This is a genomic window from Bradyrhizobium sp. CSA207 (genome assembly GCF_029051685.1).
GTDB lineage: Bacteria > Pseudomonadota > Alphaproteobacteria > Rhizobiales > Xanthobacteraceae > Bradyrhizobium.
On record NZ_JAACFT010000013.1, the window covers coordinates 20,688 to 35,711 of the forward strand.

Below are 15,024 nucleotides of genomic sequence, written 5' to 3' on the forward strand. Positions count from 1 at the left end.
GGCACGATCATGCGAAAAAAGGAAATAAGGTCTGGGGGCGTGTCGCCGATGCCGGCGTTGGTTGAAGAAGGACGGGCGAAGGTCAATTTGAGCCTTCGCGTCGTCGGCCGTCGCACTGATGGCTATCATGATCTCGAAAGCGTGGTTGCGTTTGCCGACTGTGCCGACCGCCTCACGCTGGAGCCGGGCGGCGAGCTGAAGCTCACCGCAACGGGGCCGCTCGCCGCGGCTTGCGGCGACACTGCTGACAATCTCGTATTCAAGGCGGCCAAGCTGCTGGCAGAGGCCGTGCCGAACCTGAAGCTGGGTGCCTTCGCGCTCGACAAGGTGTTGCCGGTCGCAGCCGGCATCGGCGGCGGCTCGGCCGATGCGGCTGCGGCGCTGCGACTGCTTGCGCGCCTCAACAATTTGTCGCTCGATGATCCCCGCTTGCAGAAGGTTGCGCTCGCGACCGGCGCCGATGTGCCGGTGTGCCTGCTCTCCCGCGCCTGCGACATGACCGGTGTCGGCGAGCAATTGCTGCCGCTCGCGCTGCCGAGCATGCCCTGTGTCATGGCCAATCCGCGCGTGCCGGTGGCGACCAAGGACGTGTTCCAGGCGCTCGGCCTGCGCAACGGCGAACTGCTGGTCGGCGCCACCTCGGTCTTCGGGGCCGCGGCCTGGCCGGAGGAGGGCGCGTCGATTGCCGATTGGGTCGAGGTTCTCGAAACCGTCGCCAACGACCTCGAAGCTCCCGCGATGCGCATCGAGCCCGTGATCGGCGGCGTGCTGGAAGCGTTGCGCGACTCCGCCGGCGTCAAGCTCGCCCGCATGTCCGGCTCCGGCGCGACCTGCTTTGCGATCTTCGGCGCGCCCGCCGAGACGCACGCCGCCGCCGAAAAAATCCGGCGCGATCACCCCGGCTGGTGGGTGCATGCGGGGACGCTGAGCTAGGATGTCTTCGTAAAGCTCGGCGGGAGTTCCGCCTTGTCGCGGAACTGCGAGAGACCGGTGCCTTTCTCGAAGCCCGGCTGGACCTTCGCCAGCGAAAGCACTAGCCTTCATCCGCGCAACCCAATGCCAACGGAGGTTCTCCGTGGAACATCGCGGCATCAGTTTCTCGGTCGTCGAAATGAGCTTTTCACGCGGCTGGAGATGGACCGTCGGAAAGGGCAGGACAGTTACGGTCGGCGTCTGCGCCACCAGGCTGGATGCGATCCGTCAGGCCCAGACTTTTATCGACGCAGTTGTGGATTGGGCCGCCTAGATCCCGACCCTAGCCGGGCACGGGCCGCCGCGCCAACGCGAGGGACAAGCCGAGGCCCGCGATGAAGAGGCCGGAACCTTGCGTGAGACGCCGCATCAGGTGCGGCCTTACGATCAGCTGCGTGCGTGTCGCCGCGGCCATCAGCACCACGACGACGTCGGCGAGCGTGTTCAGCGTCACCGAGATCGCGCCCAGTGCGATGAATTGCAGTGTCGGGCTTGATGACGCCGGATCGAGGAACTGCGGGATGAAGGCGAGGAAGAACGCCGCGGTCTTCGGGTTCAGCGCCTCGACCAGCACGCCGTCGCGGAACGCGCGGCTGTCGCCGACAGCTTCGCTCTCAAGCGACAGAACGCGGCCGGCGCTGCGAAACGTGCGAACGCCGAGCCAGACCAGGTAGAGCGCGCCGACGAACTTCACGACGGCGAACAGTTCGGCACTGGCGAGGATGATCGCGGAGATGCCTAGGCTGCCCGCCAGCACATGGACCAGACCGCCCAACGCCGTGCCCGCGGTCGACGCGAATCCGCTCGTCCGCCCTTCCGACAGTGTTCGGGCGGCTACGTAGAAGATGCCGGGACCGGGAATTGCGGCAATGACGAGTGCGGCCGCCAGAAATAGCCAGAAATTCGTTGCGCTCATCCTGTTGTCGTAGCGCTGTCTGGCGTGATTGCAAGTGCTCTCGTCACCTGCCGGCTACACCAGGGCCGTGCATCCGTCGAGGCTTCAGACCGCGATGCCGGACATCGCGCCGCTTGCGTCTGAGGATGACGCCATAGCGCCTAGTGCGACCGCGCCAGGCAGAACGCCACGACCTGCTCCAGCGCGCTCTTCATCGGCGAGGACGGGAATAGCGCCAGTGCGTCGACCGCCATGGCGCCGTAGTGCTGGGCGCGGCTCAGCGTGTCCTCGAGCGTGCGGTGCTTGTTCATCAGGCCGAGGGCATGGTCGAGATCGCCGTCGCCGATCTCGCCGCGCTCGAGCGCCCGGATCCAGAAGGCGCGTTCGGTGTCATTGCCGCGGCGGAAAGCGAGCACGACGGGGAGCGTGATCTTGCCTTCGCGAAAATCGTCGCCGGTGTTCTTGCCGAGCTTGGCGCTCTTGCCGCCATAATCGAGCACGTCGTCGACGAGCTGGAAGGCGATGCCGAGATTCATGCCGACCGAGCGGCAGGCGGTCTGCTCGGCTTTCGGGCGGTTGGCGATCACCGGCCCGACCTCGCAGGCGGCCGCGAACAGCTCGGCGGTCTTGCCGCGGATCACGGCGAGATATTCGTCTTCGGTGGTTGCGGTGTTCTTGGCGGCGGCAAGCTGCATCACCTCGCCCTCGGCGATGGTCGCGGCGGCCGCGGACAGGATGTCGAGCGCGCGGAGCGAGCCGACCTCGACCATCATGCGAAAGGCCTGGCCGAGCAGGAAGTCGCCGACCAGCACGCTCGCCTCGTTGCCCCAGAGCATGCGCGCCGAGAGCTTGCCGCGGCGCAATTCGCTCTCGTCGACAACGTCGTCGTGCAGAAGGGTCGCGGTATGCATGAATTCGACGGAGGCGGCGAGCTTGACGTGGCCATCGCCGGTGTAGCCGGCGAGGTTGGCCATGGCGAGCGTCAGCATCGGGCGCAATCGCTTGCCGCCGGAGGAGATCAAATGGTTGGCGACCTCGGGGATCATGGTTACTTCAGAGCCGGTCCGCGACAAAATCGTCGCGTTGACGCGCTCCATGTCCGGAGCGACAAGGGCAACCAGCTGTTCGATCGACGCGCCGGGGGTTTCGAAAGGTACGATGACGGCCACGCCGGTCTCCAATATTTGCCCCGAAGGGGCTATTCTGATGGAAAGACAATAGAAACTGGACGCGGATGCGGCAAGGGCCGCGGAACCATTGACATTGCCGCTTCACCCCCCCGTCAGGCAGGAGTCCTGTGTTTTGCGAGAACTGGTTCGGACCAACGATATGGTGCTGGTGTCGGCAATCGGCGCGCTGCTCGACGGCGCCAATATCCATCACCTGGTGCTGGACCAGAACATGAGCATCATCGAGGGCTCGCTCGGCATTTTGCCGCGGCGGATCCTGGTCCATGAGGACGATGCCCTGGAGGCCCGGCAGCTTCTGACCGATGCCGGGCTCAGCCACGAACTGCGCGGCGATGAGTGAGACCTTGCCCGATCTCACCGAGGACGCCTTTCTCGGCGGACAGCTGCGGTTGAAGCAGAAGCGGTCCGGCCACCGCGCCGGCCATGACGCCATCCTGCTCGCGACAGCGACGGACGCCCGGGCCGGCGACCGCGTGGTCGATCTCGGCGCCGGCGTCGGCACGGCCGGGCTGGCGCTGGCCCGGCGCGTGGCCGGTATCAACCTCCGCATGGTCGAGATCGATCCCGAGCTGGCAGAGCTCGCGCGCGCCAACGCAGCGGCAAATGGGATTGCCGCCGAGGCGATCGTGCTCGATGTCACGGCCGACGCACGGGCCTTCGCGGCAAATCGGCTTGCGCCCGACAGTGCCGACATTGTGATGATGAACCCGCCCTTCAACCTTCCCACGCGGCATCGCGGTTCGCCGAACGAGGCGCGGCACATCGCACATGTCGCGACGGAAGAGACGTTGGAGGCCTGGGTGCATGCGGCGCGGCGCATCCTCCGATCGAATGGTGTGCTGACTTTGATCTGGCGTGCGGATGGGATAGCAGAGGTTTTCGCAGCGCTGTCACGCGGCTTCGGCAGCCTGTCGATCCTGCCGGTTCATGGTGAGGCGGAGCGGCCTGCGATCCGCCTGCTGGTGCGCGCGATCAAAGGCGGCAGGGCGCCGACGCGATTGCTGCCGGGCCTCATGCTTAACGAAGAGTCACGCGTGCCCAAAAAAGAGGTGACGGATATTCTGGAAGGGAGAGCGGCTTTGCCGTTGTCGGAGTCGTGACGGCTTACTGCGGAAGCGATTCCGACTGCTGTTCTTGCGGCGAAGTGAAGCGAATCGCTGTGAAAAGCGTCCCGATCAGCAGTATCAGCAGATAGATTTTCATGTCGTTCTCCGCTGGCGCATTGCAGCCTCCCAACGGGAAATCCGCAAAACACGTTCCAGGCACTTCCAATGACAGTCGCGTGATAAGAAATGGTTAATCAGAGGTAATGGCATGGCCGAACAATTGAACGATCGCGAAGGTTCCGGCCTGGCCGACAAACTGATGCAATATCTGCCTGCGCGCTTCCGTCCTGGCACGGCGGTGGTGCCGGTGGTGCGGCTATCCGGCGTGATCGGCGCGGTGACGCCGCTGCGTCCAGGCATGACGCTCGCAGGCCTCGCGCGGGTGCTGGAGCGCGCGTTCGCGGTCCGCAACGCCAAGGCGGTGGCGCTGGTGATCAACTCGCCCGGCGGCTCGCCGGTGCAGTCGCGCCAGATCTATCTGCGCATCAAGCAGCTCGCGGCCGAGAAGAAGCTGAAGGTTTTGGTGTTCGTCGAGGACGTTGCGGCCTCCGGCGGCTACATGATCGCCTGCGCGGGCGACGAGATCATTTGCGATCCATCCTCGATCCTCGGCTCGATCGGCGTGGTCGGCGGCAGCTTCGGTTTCCAAGAGGCGATCAAGCGGCTCGGCGTCGAGCGGCGCCTCTACACGGCCGGCTCGCACAAGGCGATGCTCGATCCGTTCCTGCCCGAGAATCCCGATGACGTGGCGAAGCTGAAGGCGATCCAGCGCGAGATCCACCAGATCTTCATTGGGCTGGTGAAGGAGAGCCGAGGCGCGCGGCTGAAGAGTGCCGACGACACCCTGTTCACCGGAGAGTACTGGGCCGGCGAGAGTGCGATCGCACTGGGGCTCGCCGATGGCATCGGCGATCTCCGCTCAACTCTTCGTGCCCGCTATGGCGAGCAGGTTCTCACCCCCGTGATCGCACAGCCGAGCGGGCTGCTGTCCGGCCTTCTGGGGCGGAAATCGCCCGGCGCCGGCCAGCTTTCGGCGCTGGAATCGATGGCCGGTCTGCCGGACGAGCTGATTTCGGCGGTCGAAACCCGCGCGATTTGGGCAAAATTCGGGTTCTAGCCGGCACCCTGCCGCGCCATTTGGCCTCTCGGTGAGCCAATTGCGGCGCGGCCCGGTCTGCGCAAGAATGTGCGTGGGGACTGAGCATTGAACAAGGATCGACCGATGCCGCCGTTCGTCGCTTTCGCGGGCGTCCTAGGCGGGCTTGCCGTGGTCCGCTGGGCCTACAAGACCGCTATCCGGATCAACCAGGAGCTGGAGGAGATACGCCTGTCGCGCGTCGCCGAGGCCGCCCATATGGGGGAAATCCGGACGCTGAAACAGGACCCCGTGACCGGAGCTTACCGGCCGGGTTAGGTGCCGCACCCGTCATGGCCCGGCTTGTCCCGGCCATCCACGGTCTCGTCGCCTCACGAAGAACGTGGATGCCCGGGACATAGGCGAGCGAAGCGACGCCGTCCTTCGGACGGCTATGCCCGGGCATGACGGAGAGTTCGCCCGTCTCACGCCTCCCTTCGCCTTGATTCCCACCCCCGCCGTCGATACGGTCCCGCGCGATTCACCCCCCGCGAGAGCCTGATCTGACGATGGACGCCTCATTGCCCGCCCATATGCGCCCGGAACGCTCGTTCCAGGGTTTTATCCTCGCGCTCCAGCGGTTCTGGGCCGAGCAGGGCTGCGTCATCCTGCAGCCCTACGACATGGAGATGGGCGCGGGCACCTTCCATCCGGCCACCACGCTGCGCGCGCTCGGGCCAAAGCCCTGGAACGCCGCCTATGTGCAGCCCTCGCGCCGGCCCAAGGACGGCCGCTACGGCGAGAACCCGAACCGGATGCAGCACTACTACCAGTTCCAGGTGATCATGAAGCCGTCGCCGCCGAACCTTCAGGAGCTGTACCTGAAGTCGCTCGCCGCGATCGGCATCGATTCCGCCGTGCACGACATCCGCTTCGTCGAGGACGACTGGGAGAGCCCGACGCTGGGCGCCTGGGGCCTCGGCTGGGAGTGCTGGTGCGACGGCATGGAAGTGAGCCAGTTCACCTATTTCCAGCAGGTCGCGGGCTTCGAATGCGCGCCGGTCGCGGGCGAGCTCACCTATGGGCTCGAGCGCCTGGCGATGTATGTGCAGGGCGTCGACCGCGTCTACGATCTCAATTTCAACGGCCGCGACGGTGAAGCCAAGGTCACCTATGGCGACGTCTTCCTGCAGGCCGAGCGGGAATATTCGCGGCATAATTTCGAAGTCGCCGACACCACGATGCTGTTCGAGCAGTTCAAGATGGCGGAAGCCGCCTGCAAGAAATATCTCGACGCGGGTTGGCAAAAAAATTCTGAATCGGGCAAGCGCGAGGCGCATTTGATGGCGCTGCCCGCCTATGACCAGTGCATCAAGGCGAGCCATGTCTTCAATCTGCTCGATGCGCGCGGTGTGATCTCGGTGACGGAGCGGCAGAGCTACATTTTTCGCGTGCGTGAATTGGCAAAGGCCTGCGGCGAAGCCTGGATGCACACCGAAGCGGGTGGAGCGGCCTGATGCCTGATCTTTTGCTCGAATTGTTCTCGGAAGAAATTCCCGCCCGCATGCAGGCCAAGGCGGCCGACGATCTGCGCCGCATGGTCACCGACAAGCTCGTCGCCGAAGGTCTCGTTTATGAGGGCGCGAAAGCCTTCGCAACACCGCGCCGCCTGGCGCTGACCGTGCACGGAATCCCTTCGCGCCAGCCCGATCTGAAGACCGAACGCCGCGGACCGAAAATGGGCGCGCCCGATGCGGCCGTGCAGGGCTTCCTGAAAGCGACGGGTTTGACATCGCTCGACGAAGCCAAGATCCAACGCGATCCCAAGGGCGATTTCTACATCGCGCTGATCGAGAAGCCGGGCCGCCCGGCGATCGACGTGCTCGCCGAAATCCTCCCCGTCATCATCCGCACCTTCCCCTGGCCGAAGTCGATGCGCTGGGGTGCGCGTTCGGGCAAGCCGGGCTCGCTCAACTGGGTGCGCCCGCTGCACGCGATCAACGCGACCTTCGGCCTTGAGACCGAAGCGCCTGATGTCGTGAAGTTTTCGGTGGACGGCATCGAGGCCGGCCAGACCACCTATGGCCATCGCTTCATGGCACCAGCCGCGATTTCCGTGCGCCGCTTCGAAGACTACGAAGCCAAGCTGAAGGCTGCGAAGGTCATCCTCGATCCGCGGGCGCGCAAGGACATCATCCTGGCCGACGCCAGGGAGTTGGCGTTCGCACAGGGCCTTGAACTGGTCGAGGATCAGGTGCTGCTGGACGAGGTTTCGGGTCTCGTCGAATGGCCGGTCGTCATGATGGGATCGTTCGAAACAGAATTTCTCGCGATCCCCGATGAGGTGATCCGTGCCACCATCCGCAACAACCAGAAGTGCTTCGTCGTTAGGGATCCCAAGACGGGCAAGCTGACCAACAAGTTCGTCCTCACCGCCAATATCGAGGCGGCCGACGGCGGCAAGACCATCGTCGCCGGCAACGAGCGCGTCATCCGCCCGCGGCTGTCCGATGCGAAGTTCTTCTACGAGACCGACCTGAAGACGAAGCTGGAAGACCGGCTGCCGAAGTTCGAGCAGATCGTATTCCACGAGAAGCTCGGCACGCAGGCCGAGCGCATCGAGCGCATCGAACGCCTTGCGGCCGAGATCGCGCCGCTGGTCGGTGCGGATGTCGAAAAGGCCAGGCGCGCCGCGCATCTGGCGAAGGCAGATTTGCTGACCGAAGTCGTCGGCGAATTCCCGGAAGTGCAGGGGCTGATGGGCAAGTACTACGCGCTGGCTCAGGGTGAAGACGCCTCTGTCGCCGCCGCGTGTGAGGAGCACTACAAGCCGCAGGGGCCGGGAGATCGCGTGCCGACCGATCCGGTCAGCGTCGCCGTGGCGCTCGCCGACAAGATCGATACGCTGGTTGGATTCTGGGCCATCGACGAGAAGCCGACGGGCAGCAAGGACCCGTATGCGCTGCGTCGCGCGGCATTGGGGGTCATTCGGATGTTAATCTCCAACAATATCAGTCTGTCTCTCTGGGACACTTTTTCGAATTCAGTTGCGATTTACCGTCAGAGTGACAACAAGGCTGTCATTGCCGGTACCGACAAATGGCTTGAGGGAGGCAAACAAGGTGAGAGCGTACGGGAGACGCTGAAGCGAATCGCAAAGGGCCTCGGTGCGTCAGGACTTCAGGAGTTTTTTGCCGATCGCCTCAAAGTCCAGCTCCGCGAGCAGGGCGCGCGTCACGATCTCGTCGATGCCGTGTTCGCGCTCGGTGGTCAGGACGATCTCCTGATGATCGTCCGCCGTGTCGAGGCGCTCGGCAAATTCCTCGAGAGCGACGACGGCAAGAACCTGCTCGCCGGCATCAAGCGCGCCAGCAATATCCTTGGCATCGAGGAGAAGAAGGACAAGCGCAGCTTCGAGGGCGCGCCGGAGCCTGCGCTCTACAACCTCAGCGAGGAGAAAGCGCTGGCCAAGGCAATCGACGAGGTCAAGGCGGAAGCCAGCGCCGCCGTCGCCAAGGAGGACTTTGCCAGCGCGATGAGCGCGATGGCAAAGCTCCGTCCGCCGGTCGATGCGTTCTTCGACAAGGTCCGGGTCAACGACGAGGACGCGAAGGTGCGCGAGAACCGCCTGAAGCTGCTCAACGAAATCCGCAGCGCCACGCGTGCAGTGGCGGATTTCTCGAAGATCCAGGATTAACTGCGCAACAATTGAGCCTGTCATTCCGGAGCGCGCGAAGCGCCAGCCCGGAATCCATTCATCGTCATGCGCTGTGGCCCGATGGATTCCGGGCCCATGCCTTCGGCATGTCCCGGAATGACGGCGGTTAGCGTTGGCGTACGGCAAAAAACCCCGCCCGGCGGGGGGAGGACCGGGCAGGGCCTGATGTCCGATTTAAACTGCATGCGCCAGTCTCGATCGGCGCGCCGGACATCGAGTTGAACTGGATTAGTCCAGCACCTCGACGATGCGTCGCGAGCGCGGCTCGACCAGCACGGTCTCGCCGTTCACGACGGTGTAGCGGTAGGTGGTGGCGCCGAAACGCTGCGGGACGTCATAATAAGTGACGCCGGCATCGGGTAAGGTGGCACCGACCACCACGCGACCCGGAATGCTGAAAGCCGGCACACGTTGTTCGACGACATAGTCGCGGAAAGCCGGCCGCTGTTCGACCGCGATGGTCGGGCCGCTGTCGACCACGGCGGGCGCGCGGCCCACCGTGACATCGCTTTGCGCCTGCGCCGCAACGGGCGAGCCAATCGCGGCCGCGAGCGCTGCAAGAGCAAGAATCCTGTTCCGCATAGGCAACTCCTTCGACGTGATTTTCGGGAAGCGCCAGTGGCGCGACTGGTTGCCAATGCATGCGTCCAGGCAATGTTCCGGCAAATGCGCGGTCACATTCGAGGCAATTTCAGGCAGTTTTCGCGAAGCGTGGAACCCGCGCCACCCCTAACGCGTCTCTCTCCGCGGAACCAGGGCCGCTATGATCCGCCCGCGATTCGTCTCAAGTCCACGCCACAGAAAGATAATTCATGCACATCACCGTCGCCCACATTTCGCCAATCCTATCGCTGATTGCGGGCGTGCTCATCCTGATCATGCCGCGGCTCCTCAATCTGATCGTCGCGATCTTTCTCATCATAAATGGTGCGATCGGGCTCGGATTGTTGAAGTGGCTCCATCTCTAGGCCTTCATTTTCCGGAACTCTTCGACTTGCGCGCGCCCGTCCAAAGTGGTGTAAGCGCGCGATTTCCCATTCCTCTCGCAGGTTGTGTGCAAGCTATGGCCAAAGCCGCCTCGAAGCCCAATAAAACTCCAGCGAAAATGCCAGCGAAATCAAAGTCCTCCGCCAAGGCGAAAGCTGCGCCGGCGGCTCGCAAGGCGCTCTCCAAGAGCGCCCCGAAGCCGGTCGCCAAGCCTGTAGCCAAGCCTGTAGCCAAGCCTGTTGCCAAGCCGGCTGCGAAGCCCGCCGCGAAGGCTGCGACCAAGCCGGCCGCGCCGAAGGTTGCCGCTAAAACCGCGCCCATCAAGCCAGCACTGGGCAAGGCGGCGCCCGTCGCAGCCAAGGCCGGCAAGTGGGTCTATACGTTCGGTGACGGCAAGGCCGAGGGCAGCGCCGAGATGCGCGACCTGCTCGGCGGCAAGGGCGCCAACCTCGCCGAGATGGCCAATCTCGGGCTGCCGGTGCCTCCGGGCTTCACCATACCGACCTCGGTCTGCACCTACTTCTATGCACACGACAAGAGCTATCCGAAGGAGTTGCAGTCACAGGTTGAGAAGGCGCTCGACTATGTCGGCAAGTTGACCGGCAAGGTGTTCGGCGACGGCAAGAACCCGCTGCTGGTCTCGGTGCGCTCCGGCGGCCGGGCCTCGATGCCGGGAATGATGGACACCGTGCTCAATCTCGGCCTCAACGACGAGACGGTGGAAGCGCTGTCGGAGCTCTCGGGCGATCGCCGCTTCGCCTATGACAGCTATCGTCGCTTCATCACCATGTATTCCGACGTGGTGCTCGGGTTCGAGCATCATCACTTCGAGGAGATCCTCGATACCTTCAAGGACAGCCAGGGCTACACGCTCGACACCGACCTGTCCGCCGAGGACTGGGTCGAACTGGTCGGCAAATACAAGGACGCTGTCGCGCGCGAAATCGGCAAGGATTTTCCGCAGGATCCGCACGACCAGCTCTGGGGCGCGATTGGTGCCGTGTTCTCCTCCTGGATGAACACGCGCGCGGTGACTTACCGCAAGCTGCACGACATTCCGGAATCCTGGGGCACCGCGGTCAATGTGCAGGCCATGGTGTTCGGCAACATGGGCGAAACGTCGGCCACCGGCGTTGCCTTCACCCGCAATCCCTCGACCGGCGAGAGCAAGCTCTATGGCGAGTTCCTGATCAACGCGCAGGGTGAAGATGTGGTCGCGGGCATCCGCACGCCGCAGGACATCACCGAAGACGCGCGGAAGGAGTCGGGTTCCGACAAGGCGTCGATGGAATCGGCGATGCCAGAGGCCTTCAAGGAGCTGAGGCGGATCTACACGCTGCTCGAGAAGCATTACCGCGACATGCAGGACATGGAATTCACGGTCGAGCAGGGCAAACTCTGGATGCTGCAGACCCGCGGCGGCAAGCGTACCGCCAAGGCGGCGCTGCGCATCGCGGTCGAGCTCGCCAATGAAGGCCTGATCACCAAGAAGGAAGCGGTGACGCGGATCGATCCCGCCTCGCTCGACCAGCTGCTGCATCCGACCATCGATCCCGACGCCAAGCGCGACGTGATCGCGACCGGCTTGCCCGCCTCGCCCGGTGCTGCCTCCGGCGAGATCGTGTTCTCTTCAGATGAAGCGGCAAAGCTTCAGGCCGACGGGCGCAAGGTCATTCTGGTCCGGATCGAGACCAGCCCCGAAGACATCCACGGCATGCACGCCGCCGAAGGCATCTTGACCACCCGCGGCGGCATGACCTCGCATGCGGCGGTGGTCGCGCGCGGCATGGGCAAGCCCTGCGTCTCCGGCTGCGGCACCATCCGCGTCGATTACGGCCGCGGCACCATGAGCATCGGCTCGCGCACCTTCAAGACCGGCGACGTCATCACCATCGACGGCTCGCTCGGCCAGGTGCTCGCCGGCCGCATGCCGATGATCGAGCCGGAGCTCTCCGGCGAGTTCGGCACGCTGATGAAATGGGCCGACCAGGTCCGCAAGATCGGCGTTCGCGTCAACGGAGATACGCCGGATGACGCCCGCACCGCGATCAAGTTCGGCGCGGAAGGCATCGGTCTGTGCCGCACCGAGCACATGTTCTTCGAGGAGACGCGCATCCGCACGGTGCGTGAGATGATCCTTTCCGAGGACGAGCAGTCCCGCCGCGCCGCGCTCGCCAAGCTGTTGCCGATGCAGCGTGCCGACTTCGTCGAGCTGTTCGAGATCATGAAGGGCCTGCCCGTCACGATCCGCTTGCTTGATCCGCCGTTGCACGAGTTCCTGCCGCACACCCATGCCGAGGTCGAGGAAGTGGCGCGCGCCATGAACACCGATCCGCGCCGGCTGGCCGACCGCGCGCGCGAGCTGTCGGAGTTCAATCCGATGCTCGGCTTCCGCGGCTGCCGCATCGCGATCGCCTATCCGGAGATCGCCGAGATGCAGGCGCGTGCGATCTTCGAAGCCGCTGTCGAGGCCGAGAAGCGCACCGGCAAGGCCGTGGGCCTCGAGGTGATGGTGCCGCTGATCGCGACCAAGATGGAGCTCGACCTCGTCAAGGCGCGCATCGACGCCACCGCGAAGGCGGTGATGCGCGACACCAACACCAAGCTCGCCTATCAGGTCGGTACCATGATCGAGCTGCCGCGCGCCTGCCTGCTCGCGGCCGAGATCGCGCAGTCCGCGGAGTTCTTCTCCTTCGGCACCAACGATCTGACGCAGACCACCTACGGCATCAGTCGCGACGATGCGGCGAGCTTCCTCGGGACCTATGTGTCCAAGGGGATTCTCCCGATCGATCCTTTCGTCGCGCTCGACCAGGAAGGCGTCGGCGAGCTTGTCAAGATCGGCGTTGCACGCGGCCGCAAGACGCGCCCCTCGCTCAAGGTCGGCATTTGCGGCGAGCACGGCGGCGATCCGGCTTCGGTCGCGTTCTGCCACACGATCGGCCTCGACTACGTCTCCTGCTCGCCCTACCGCGTGCCGATCGCTCGTCTCGCCGCCGCGCAAGCCGCGCTCGGCAAGGCGGTTGCGAGCCAGGCGTAAGCAAACACCGAGACAACAGTTGAGAAAGAGGCGGGGCCAAACCCCGCCTCTTTTCATTTGAGACGATGCTCTCGCCACACCGTCGTTGCGAGCGTAGCGAAGCAATCCAGAATCTCTCCGCGGCGGCAGACTGGATTGCTTCGTCGCAAGTGCTCCTCGCAATGACGATATGGAAGCACTTCGTGCAACATCGGGAACCGCACGCGTCCTGTAACGATACGTGCGCGCAAGGGTTCCTTCACCATTCGCGTTGACCGCTTGTTTACCGTTTCGCGTCGGCGGAAATTTACCAACGCGCGCAATCGCCCCGTGAAAACACCAGCGATCGCTTGAGTGTGCCTCGTGCGCAACGTCGATTAACGCCCCGGCAACCTAAATTAGATACTTACGATAAAGATCGAATTGCACGGATGTACTGCGGCTCGATCTTACTGGCGTAAGCGTAGCGTGAGCGTATCGATGTTTTTGTTGCGTAACCATCCGAAGGGCGCGCGGTTCGCGTCCTTCGGCATCGGTCTCTGCATCTTCGCATTGATGCCGAGAGAGACCGGCTATCAGGACATTGCTTCGCTGCTGGCGCGTCAGCCCGGCGTCGCCGAGCGCTGGCAGAAGCAGGTGTTTTCTGCGGCGTCCTCGATTCAGCTCGCCACCTACAGTTTTTCCCGCCCGATCGGGACCTCGGTTCCGCAGAGCCCGATGGTTCGTCTCGCGAGCCTTGACGGCCGCGACGTCACCGGCTCCATCACGCGCAATCCGGCGCTGCAGGCGCCGCCGCGCTACCAGGCCTCCGACTTTCCCAAGGTCGATCGCTCCATGAAGGGTGATCGCCTTGCCACGGCCACACCGGCGCCCGGGTCTGCCGAGACGGCCGCGCCGCCCACGCCCGCCCAGCAAGATCCCGCGACCTCCAACAGCTCGGTGTTCGGCGCCAAGACTGCGGCATTGCCGCAGGCGATGTCGCCGGAATCCGCAGCCGCGCTCGATCCCGAGCTCCAGGAAGCGCTGCGCGCGCCGCCACTGCCGCAATATTCCGTTGCGCCAGAGGCCAGCAACACCGCGCGCGCATTCGCGGTTCAGCCACTGGAGGCGCTGAAGCGGGCCACCGCACCGGCCGCGCCGCCGCGAGATCCTTTCAGCGTCAAGACCTCGAACCTGTTCTTCGGCAGCTCCTCGCTTGGCGGCAATCTCGAAAGCATCGAGAGCTGGCAACCCGGCGCCGAGCCGCTGATCGTGATGGCCGATCCTGACATGAAGGTGACGGCCTCACTGTCGCCACCGTCGGAGGACATTGCCAAGGACGTCGAAAGCGGCGAAAGCGTCGCGCCGAAGGGCGAGGTCAACGCCGACAACCAGCGCGCCAAGTCACCGGCGGAACGGCTCGCGCTCGACGGCAAGTCTCGCGCGAAGTCCGAGAAGTGTCTCGCCGAGGCCGTCTATTTCGAATCGCGCGGCGAGGCCGTGCGCGGACAGATGGCGGTCGCCCAAGTGGTGATGAACCGCGTGTTCTCCGGCAAATATCCAGACACCGTGTGCGGCGTGGTCTATCAGAACAAGTATCGCCATTTTGCCTGCCAGTTCACCTTCGCCTGCGACAACAATCCCGACGTGATCCGCGAGCCGGAGATGTGGGAGCGCGCCAAGAAGATTTCGAAGGCGATGCTGGACGGTCAGATCTGGCTGCCCGAGGTCGGCAAGTCGACGCACTACCACGCCTATTGGGTGCGTCCGTCCTGGGTCGCCGAGATGAAGAAGATGTACAAGTTCGGCGTCCACACCTTCTACCGGCCGCGCAAGTGGGGCGACGGCAGCGAGGAGCCGAGCTGGGGCACCCCGGCGCAGACCGCAGCGCTCTCGGCGGAGCTCGCGCAGGAAGCCAGGAGCTCCGCCGAGATGGGCGTGAGCGAACGGCGGTAGTTCTCTTCACCTCGCCTCGCTTGCGGGCGCATTCGGAAGAGGTCGTCATGCCCGGGCTTGTCCCGGGCATCCACGTTCTTCGTGCCGCGCGGCAAGTCGTGGATGGCCGGGACAAGCCCGGCCATGA

Annotated in this window: 14 protein-coding genes; 11 read left to right on the plus strand and 3 right to left on the minus strand. The window is 64.3% G+C overall.

The features are described 5' to 3' along the window. The first annotated feature begins 48 nt into the window (after window positions 1-48). Complete coding sequence (locus GWG65_RS16120; protein WP_275196557.1) at window positions 49-933, plus strand: 4-(cytidine 5'-diphospho)-2-C-methyl-D-erythritol kinase; 885 nt, start codon at window positions 49-51, stop codon at window positions 931-933. A gap of 142 nt (window positions 934-1,075) precedes the next feature. Further along, window positions 1,076-1,246, plus strand: a complete 171-nt coding sequence (locus GWG65_RS16125; RefSeq protein ID WP_275196558.1) for a hypothetical protein — start codon at window positions 1,076-1,078, stop codon at window positions 1,244-1,246. 9 nt (window positions 1,247-1,255) lie between these two features. Here the strand turns inward: GWG65_RS16125 and GWG65_RS16130 are convergent, their stop codons facing one another. Continuing rightward, window positions 1,256-1,888 (minus strand): LysE family translocator, encoded by a 633-nt coding sequence (locus GWG65_RS16130; protein WP_275196559.1) that lies wholly within the window; start codon window positions 1,886-1,888, stop codon window positions 1,256-1,258. Between the two features lie 140 nt (window positions 1,889-2,028). Beyond that, complete coding sequence (locus GWG65_RS16135) at window positions 2,029-3,036, minus strand: polyprenyl synthetase family protein (RefSeq protein WP_275196560.1); 1,008 nt, start codon at window positions 3,034-3,036, stop codon at window positions 2,029-2,031. A 133-nt stretch (window positions 3,037-3,169) separates the two neighbouring features. On the opposite strand from GWG65_RS16135, the gene GWG65_RS16140 reads away from it, so the two are divergent. The 6 genes from GWG65_RS16140 to glyS all read left to right on the plus strand — a co-directional run bounded on the left by GWG65_RS16140 (window position 3,170) and on the right by glyS (window position 8,935). Then, window positions 3,170-3,397: a DUF2007 domain-containing protein gene (locus GWG65_RS16140; protein WP_247497016.1), complete on the plus strand. Its 228-nt coding sequence runs from the start codon at window positions 3,170-3,172 to the stop codon at window positions 3,395-3,397. Further along, the gene (locus GWG65_RS16145; RefSeq protein ID WP_275196561.1) at window positions 3,390-4,157 is read left to right on the plus strand and encodes a methyltransferase; all 768 of its coding nucleotides are present in this window, start codon (window positions 3,390-3,392) and stop codon (window positions 4,155-4,157) included. Before GWG65_RS16140 ends, GWG65_RS16145 begins: the two co-directional genes overlap by 8 nt. Before the next feature lie 214 nt (window positions 4,158-4,371). Then, window positions 4,372-5,280, plus strand: a complete 909-nt coding sequence (locus GWG65_RS16150) for a S49 family peptidase (protein WP_275196562.1) — start codon at window positions 4,372-4,374, stop codon at window positions 5,278-5,280. 105 nt (window positions 5,281-5,385) lie between these two features. Continuing rightward, window positions 5,386-5,577: a hypothetical protein gene (locus GWG65_RS16155; RefSeq protein WP_148743101.1), complete on the plus strand. Its 192-nt coding sequence runs from the start codon at window positions 5,386-5,388 to the stop codon at window positions 5,575-5,577. Between the two features lie 230 nt (window positions 5,578-5,807). Beyond that, window positions 5,808-6,755: a glycine--tRNA ligase subunit alpha gene (locus tag GWG65_RS16160; RefSeq protein WP_275196563.1), complete on the plus strand. Its 948-nt coding sequence runs from the start codon at window positions 5,808-5,810 to the stop codon at window positions 6,753-6,755. Continuing rightward, window positions 6,755-8,935: a glycine--tRNA ligase subunit beta gene (gene glyS / locus GWG65_RS16165; protein ID WP_275196564.1), complete on the plus strand. Its 2,181-nt coding sequence runs from the start codon at window positions 6,755-6,757 to the stop codon at window positions 8,933-8,935. The genes GWG65_RS16160 and glyS overlap by 1 nt, the downstream gene beginning before the upstream one ends. A gap of 249 nt (window positions 8,936-9,184) precedes the next feature. On the opposite strand, the gene GWG65_RS16170 is transcribed toward glyS, so the two are convergent. Continuing rightward, entirely contained in the window at window positions 9,185-9,538 is a 354-nt protein-coding gene (locus tag GWG65_RS16170) for a DUF1236 domain-containing protein (protein ID WP_247391106.1), read from the minus strand. 230 nt (window positions 9,539-9,768) lie between these two features. Here GWG65_RS16170 and GWG65_RS16175 point away from each other — a divergent pair, with 230 nt between their 5' ends. From GWG65_RS16175 to GWG65_RS16185, 3 genes are all read left to right on the plus strand, one after another. Continuing rightward, window positions 9,769-9,924 carry a DUF3096 domain-containing protein gene (locus GWG65_RS16175; RefSeq protein ID WP_074077234.1) on the plus strand — a complete coding sequence of 52 codons (156 nt, stop codon included), beginning with the start codon at window positions 9,769-9,771 and terminating at the stop codon, window positions 9,922-9,924. A gap of 95 nt (window positions 9,925-10,019) precedes the next feature. Further along, window positions 10,020-12,983 carry a pyruvate, phosphate dikinase gene (gene ppdK / locus GWG65_RS16180; protein ID WP_275196569.1) on the plus strand — a complete coding sequence of 988 codons (2,964 nt, stop codon included), beginning with the start codon at window positions 10,020-10,022 and terminating at the stop codon, window positions 12,981-12,983. 459 nt (window positions 12,984-13,442) lie between these two features. Further along, window positions 13,443-14,897: a cell wall hydrolase gene (locus tag GWG65_RS16185; RefSeq protein ID WP_275196570.1), complete on the plus strand. Its 1,455-nt coding sequence runs from the start codon at window positions 13,443-13,445 to the stop codon at window positions 14,895-14,897. The last annotated feature ends 127 nt before the right edge of the window (window positions 14,898-15,024 follow it).

What these genes read in the sequence shown, in the direction of transcription:
- GWG65_RS16120 (WP_275196557.1), top strand. Translation starts at nt 49, where the DNA reads ATGCCGGCGTTGGTTGAAGAAGGACGGGCGAAGGTCAATTTGAGCCTT.
- GWG65_RS16130 (WP_275196559.1), bottom strand. Translation starts at nt 1,888, where the DNA reads ATGAGCGCAACGAATTTCTGGCTATTTCTGGCGGCCGCACTCGTCATT.
- GWG65_RS16145 (WP_275196561.1), top strand. Translation starts at nt 3,390, where the DNA reads ATGAGTGAGACCTTGCCCGATCTCACCGAGGACGCCTTTCTCGGCGGA.
- GWG65_RS16150 (WP_275196562.1), top strand. Translation starts at nt 4,372, where the DNA reads ATGGCCGAACAATTGAACGATCGCGAAGGTTCCGGCCTGGCCGACAAA.
- GWG65_RS16155 (WP_148743101.1), top strand. Translation starts at nt 5,386, where the DNA reads ATGCCGCCGTTCGTCGCTTTCGCGGGCGTCCTAGGCGGGCTTGCCGTG.
- GWG65_RS16160 (WP_275196563.1), top strand. Translation starts at nt 5,808, where the DNA reads ATGGACGCCTCATTGCCCGCCCATATGCGCCCGGAACGCTCGTTCCAG.
- glyS (WP_275196564.1), top strand. Translation starts at nt 6,755, where the DNA reads ATGCCTGATCTTTTGCTCGAATTGTTCTCGGAAGAAATTCCCGCCCGC.
- GWG65_RS16170 (WP_247391106.1), bottom strand. Translation starts at nt 9,538, where the DNA reads ATGCGGAACAGGATTCTTGCTCTTGCAGCGCTCGCGGCCGCGATTGGC.
- GWG65_RS16175 (WP_074077234.1), top strand. Translation starts at nt 9,769, where the DNA reads ATGCACATCACCGTCGCCCACATTTCGCCAATCCTATCGCTGATTGCG.
- ppdK (WP_275196569.1), top strand. Translation starts at nt 10,020, where the DNA reads ATGGCCAAAGCCGCCTCGAAGCCCAATAAAACTCCAGCGAAAATGCCA.
- GWG65_RS16185 (WP_275196570.1), top strand. Translation starts at nt 13,443, where the DNA reads ATGTTTTTGTTGCGTAACCATCCGAAGGGCGCGCGGTTCGCGTCCTTC.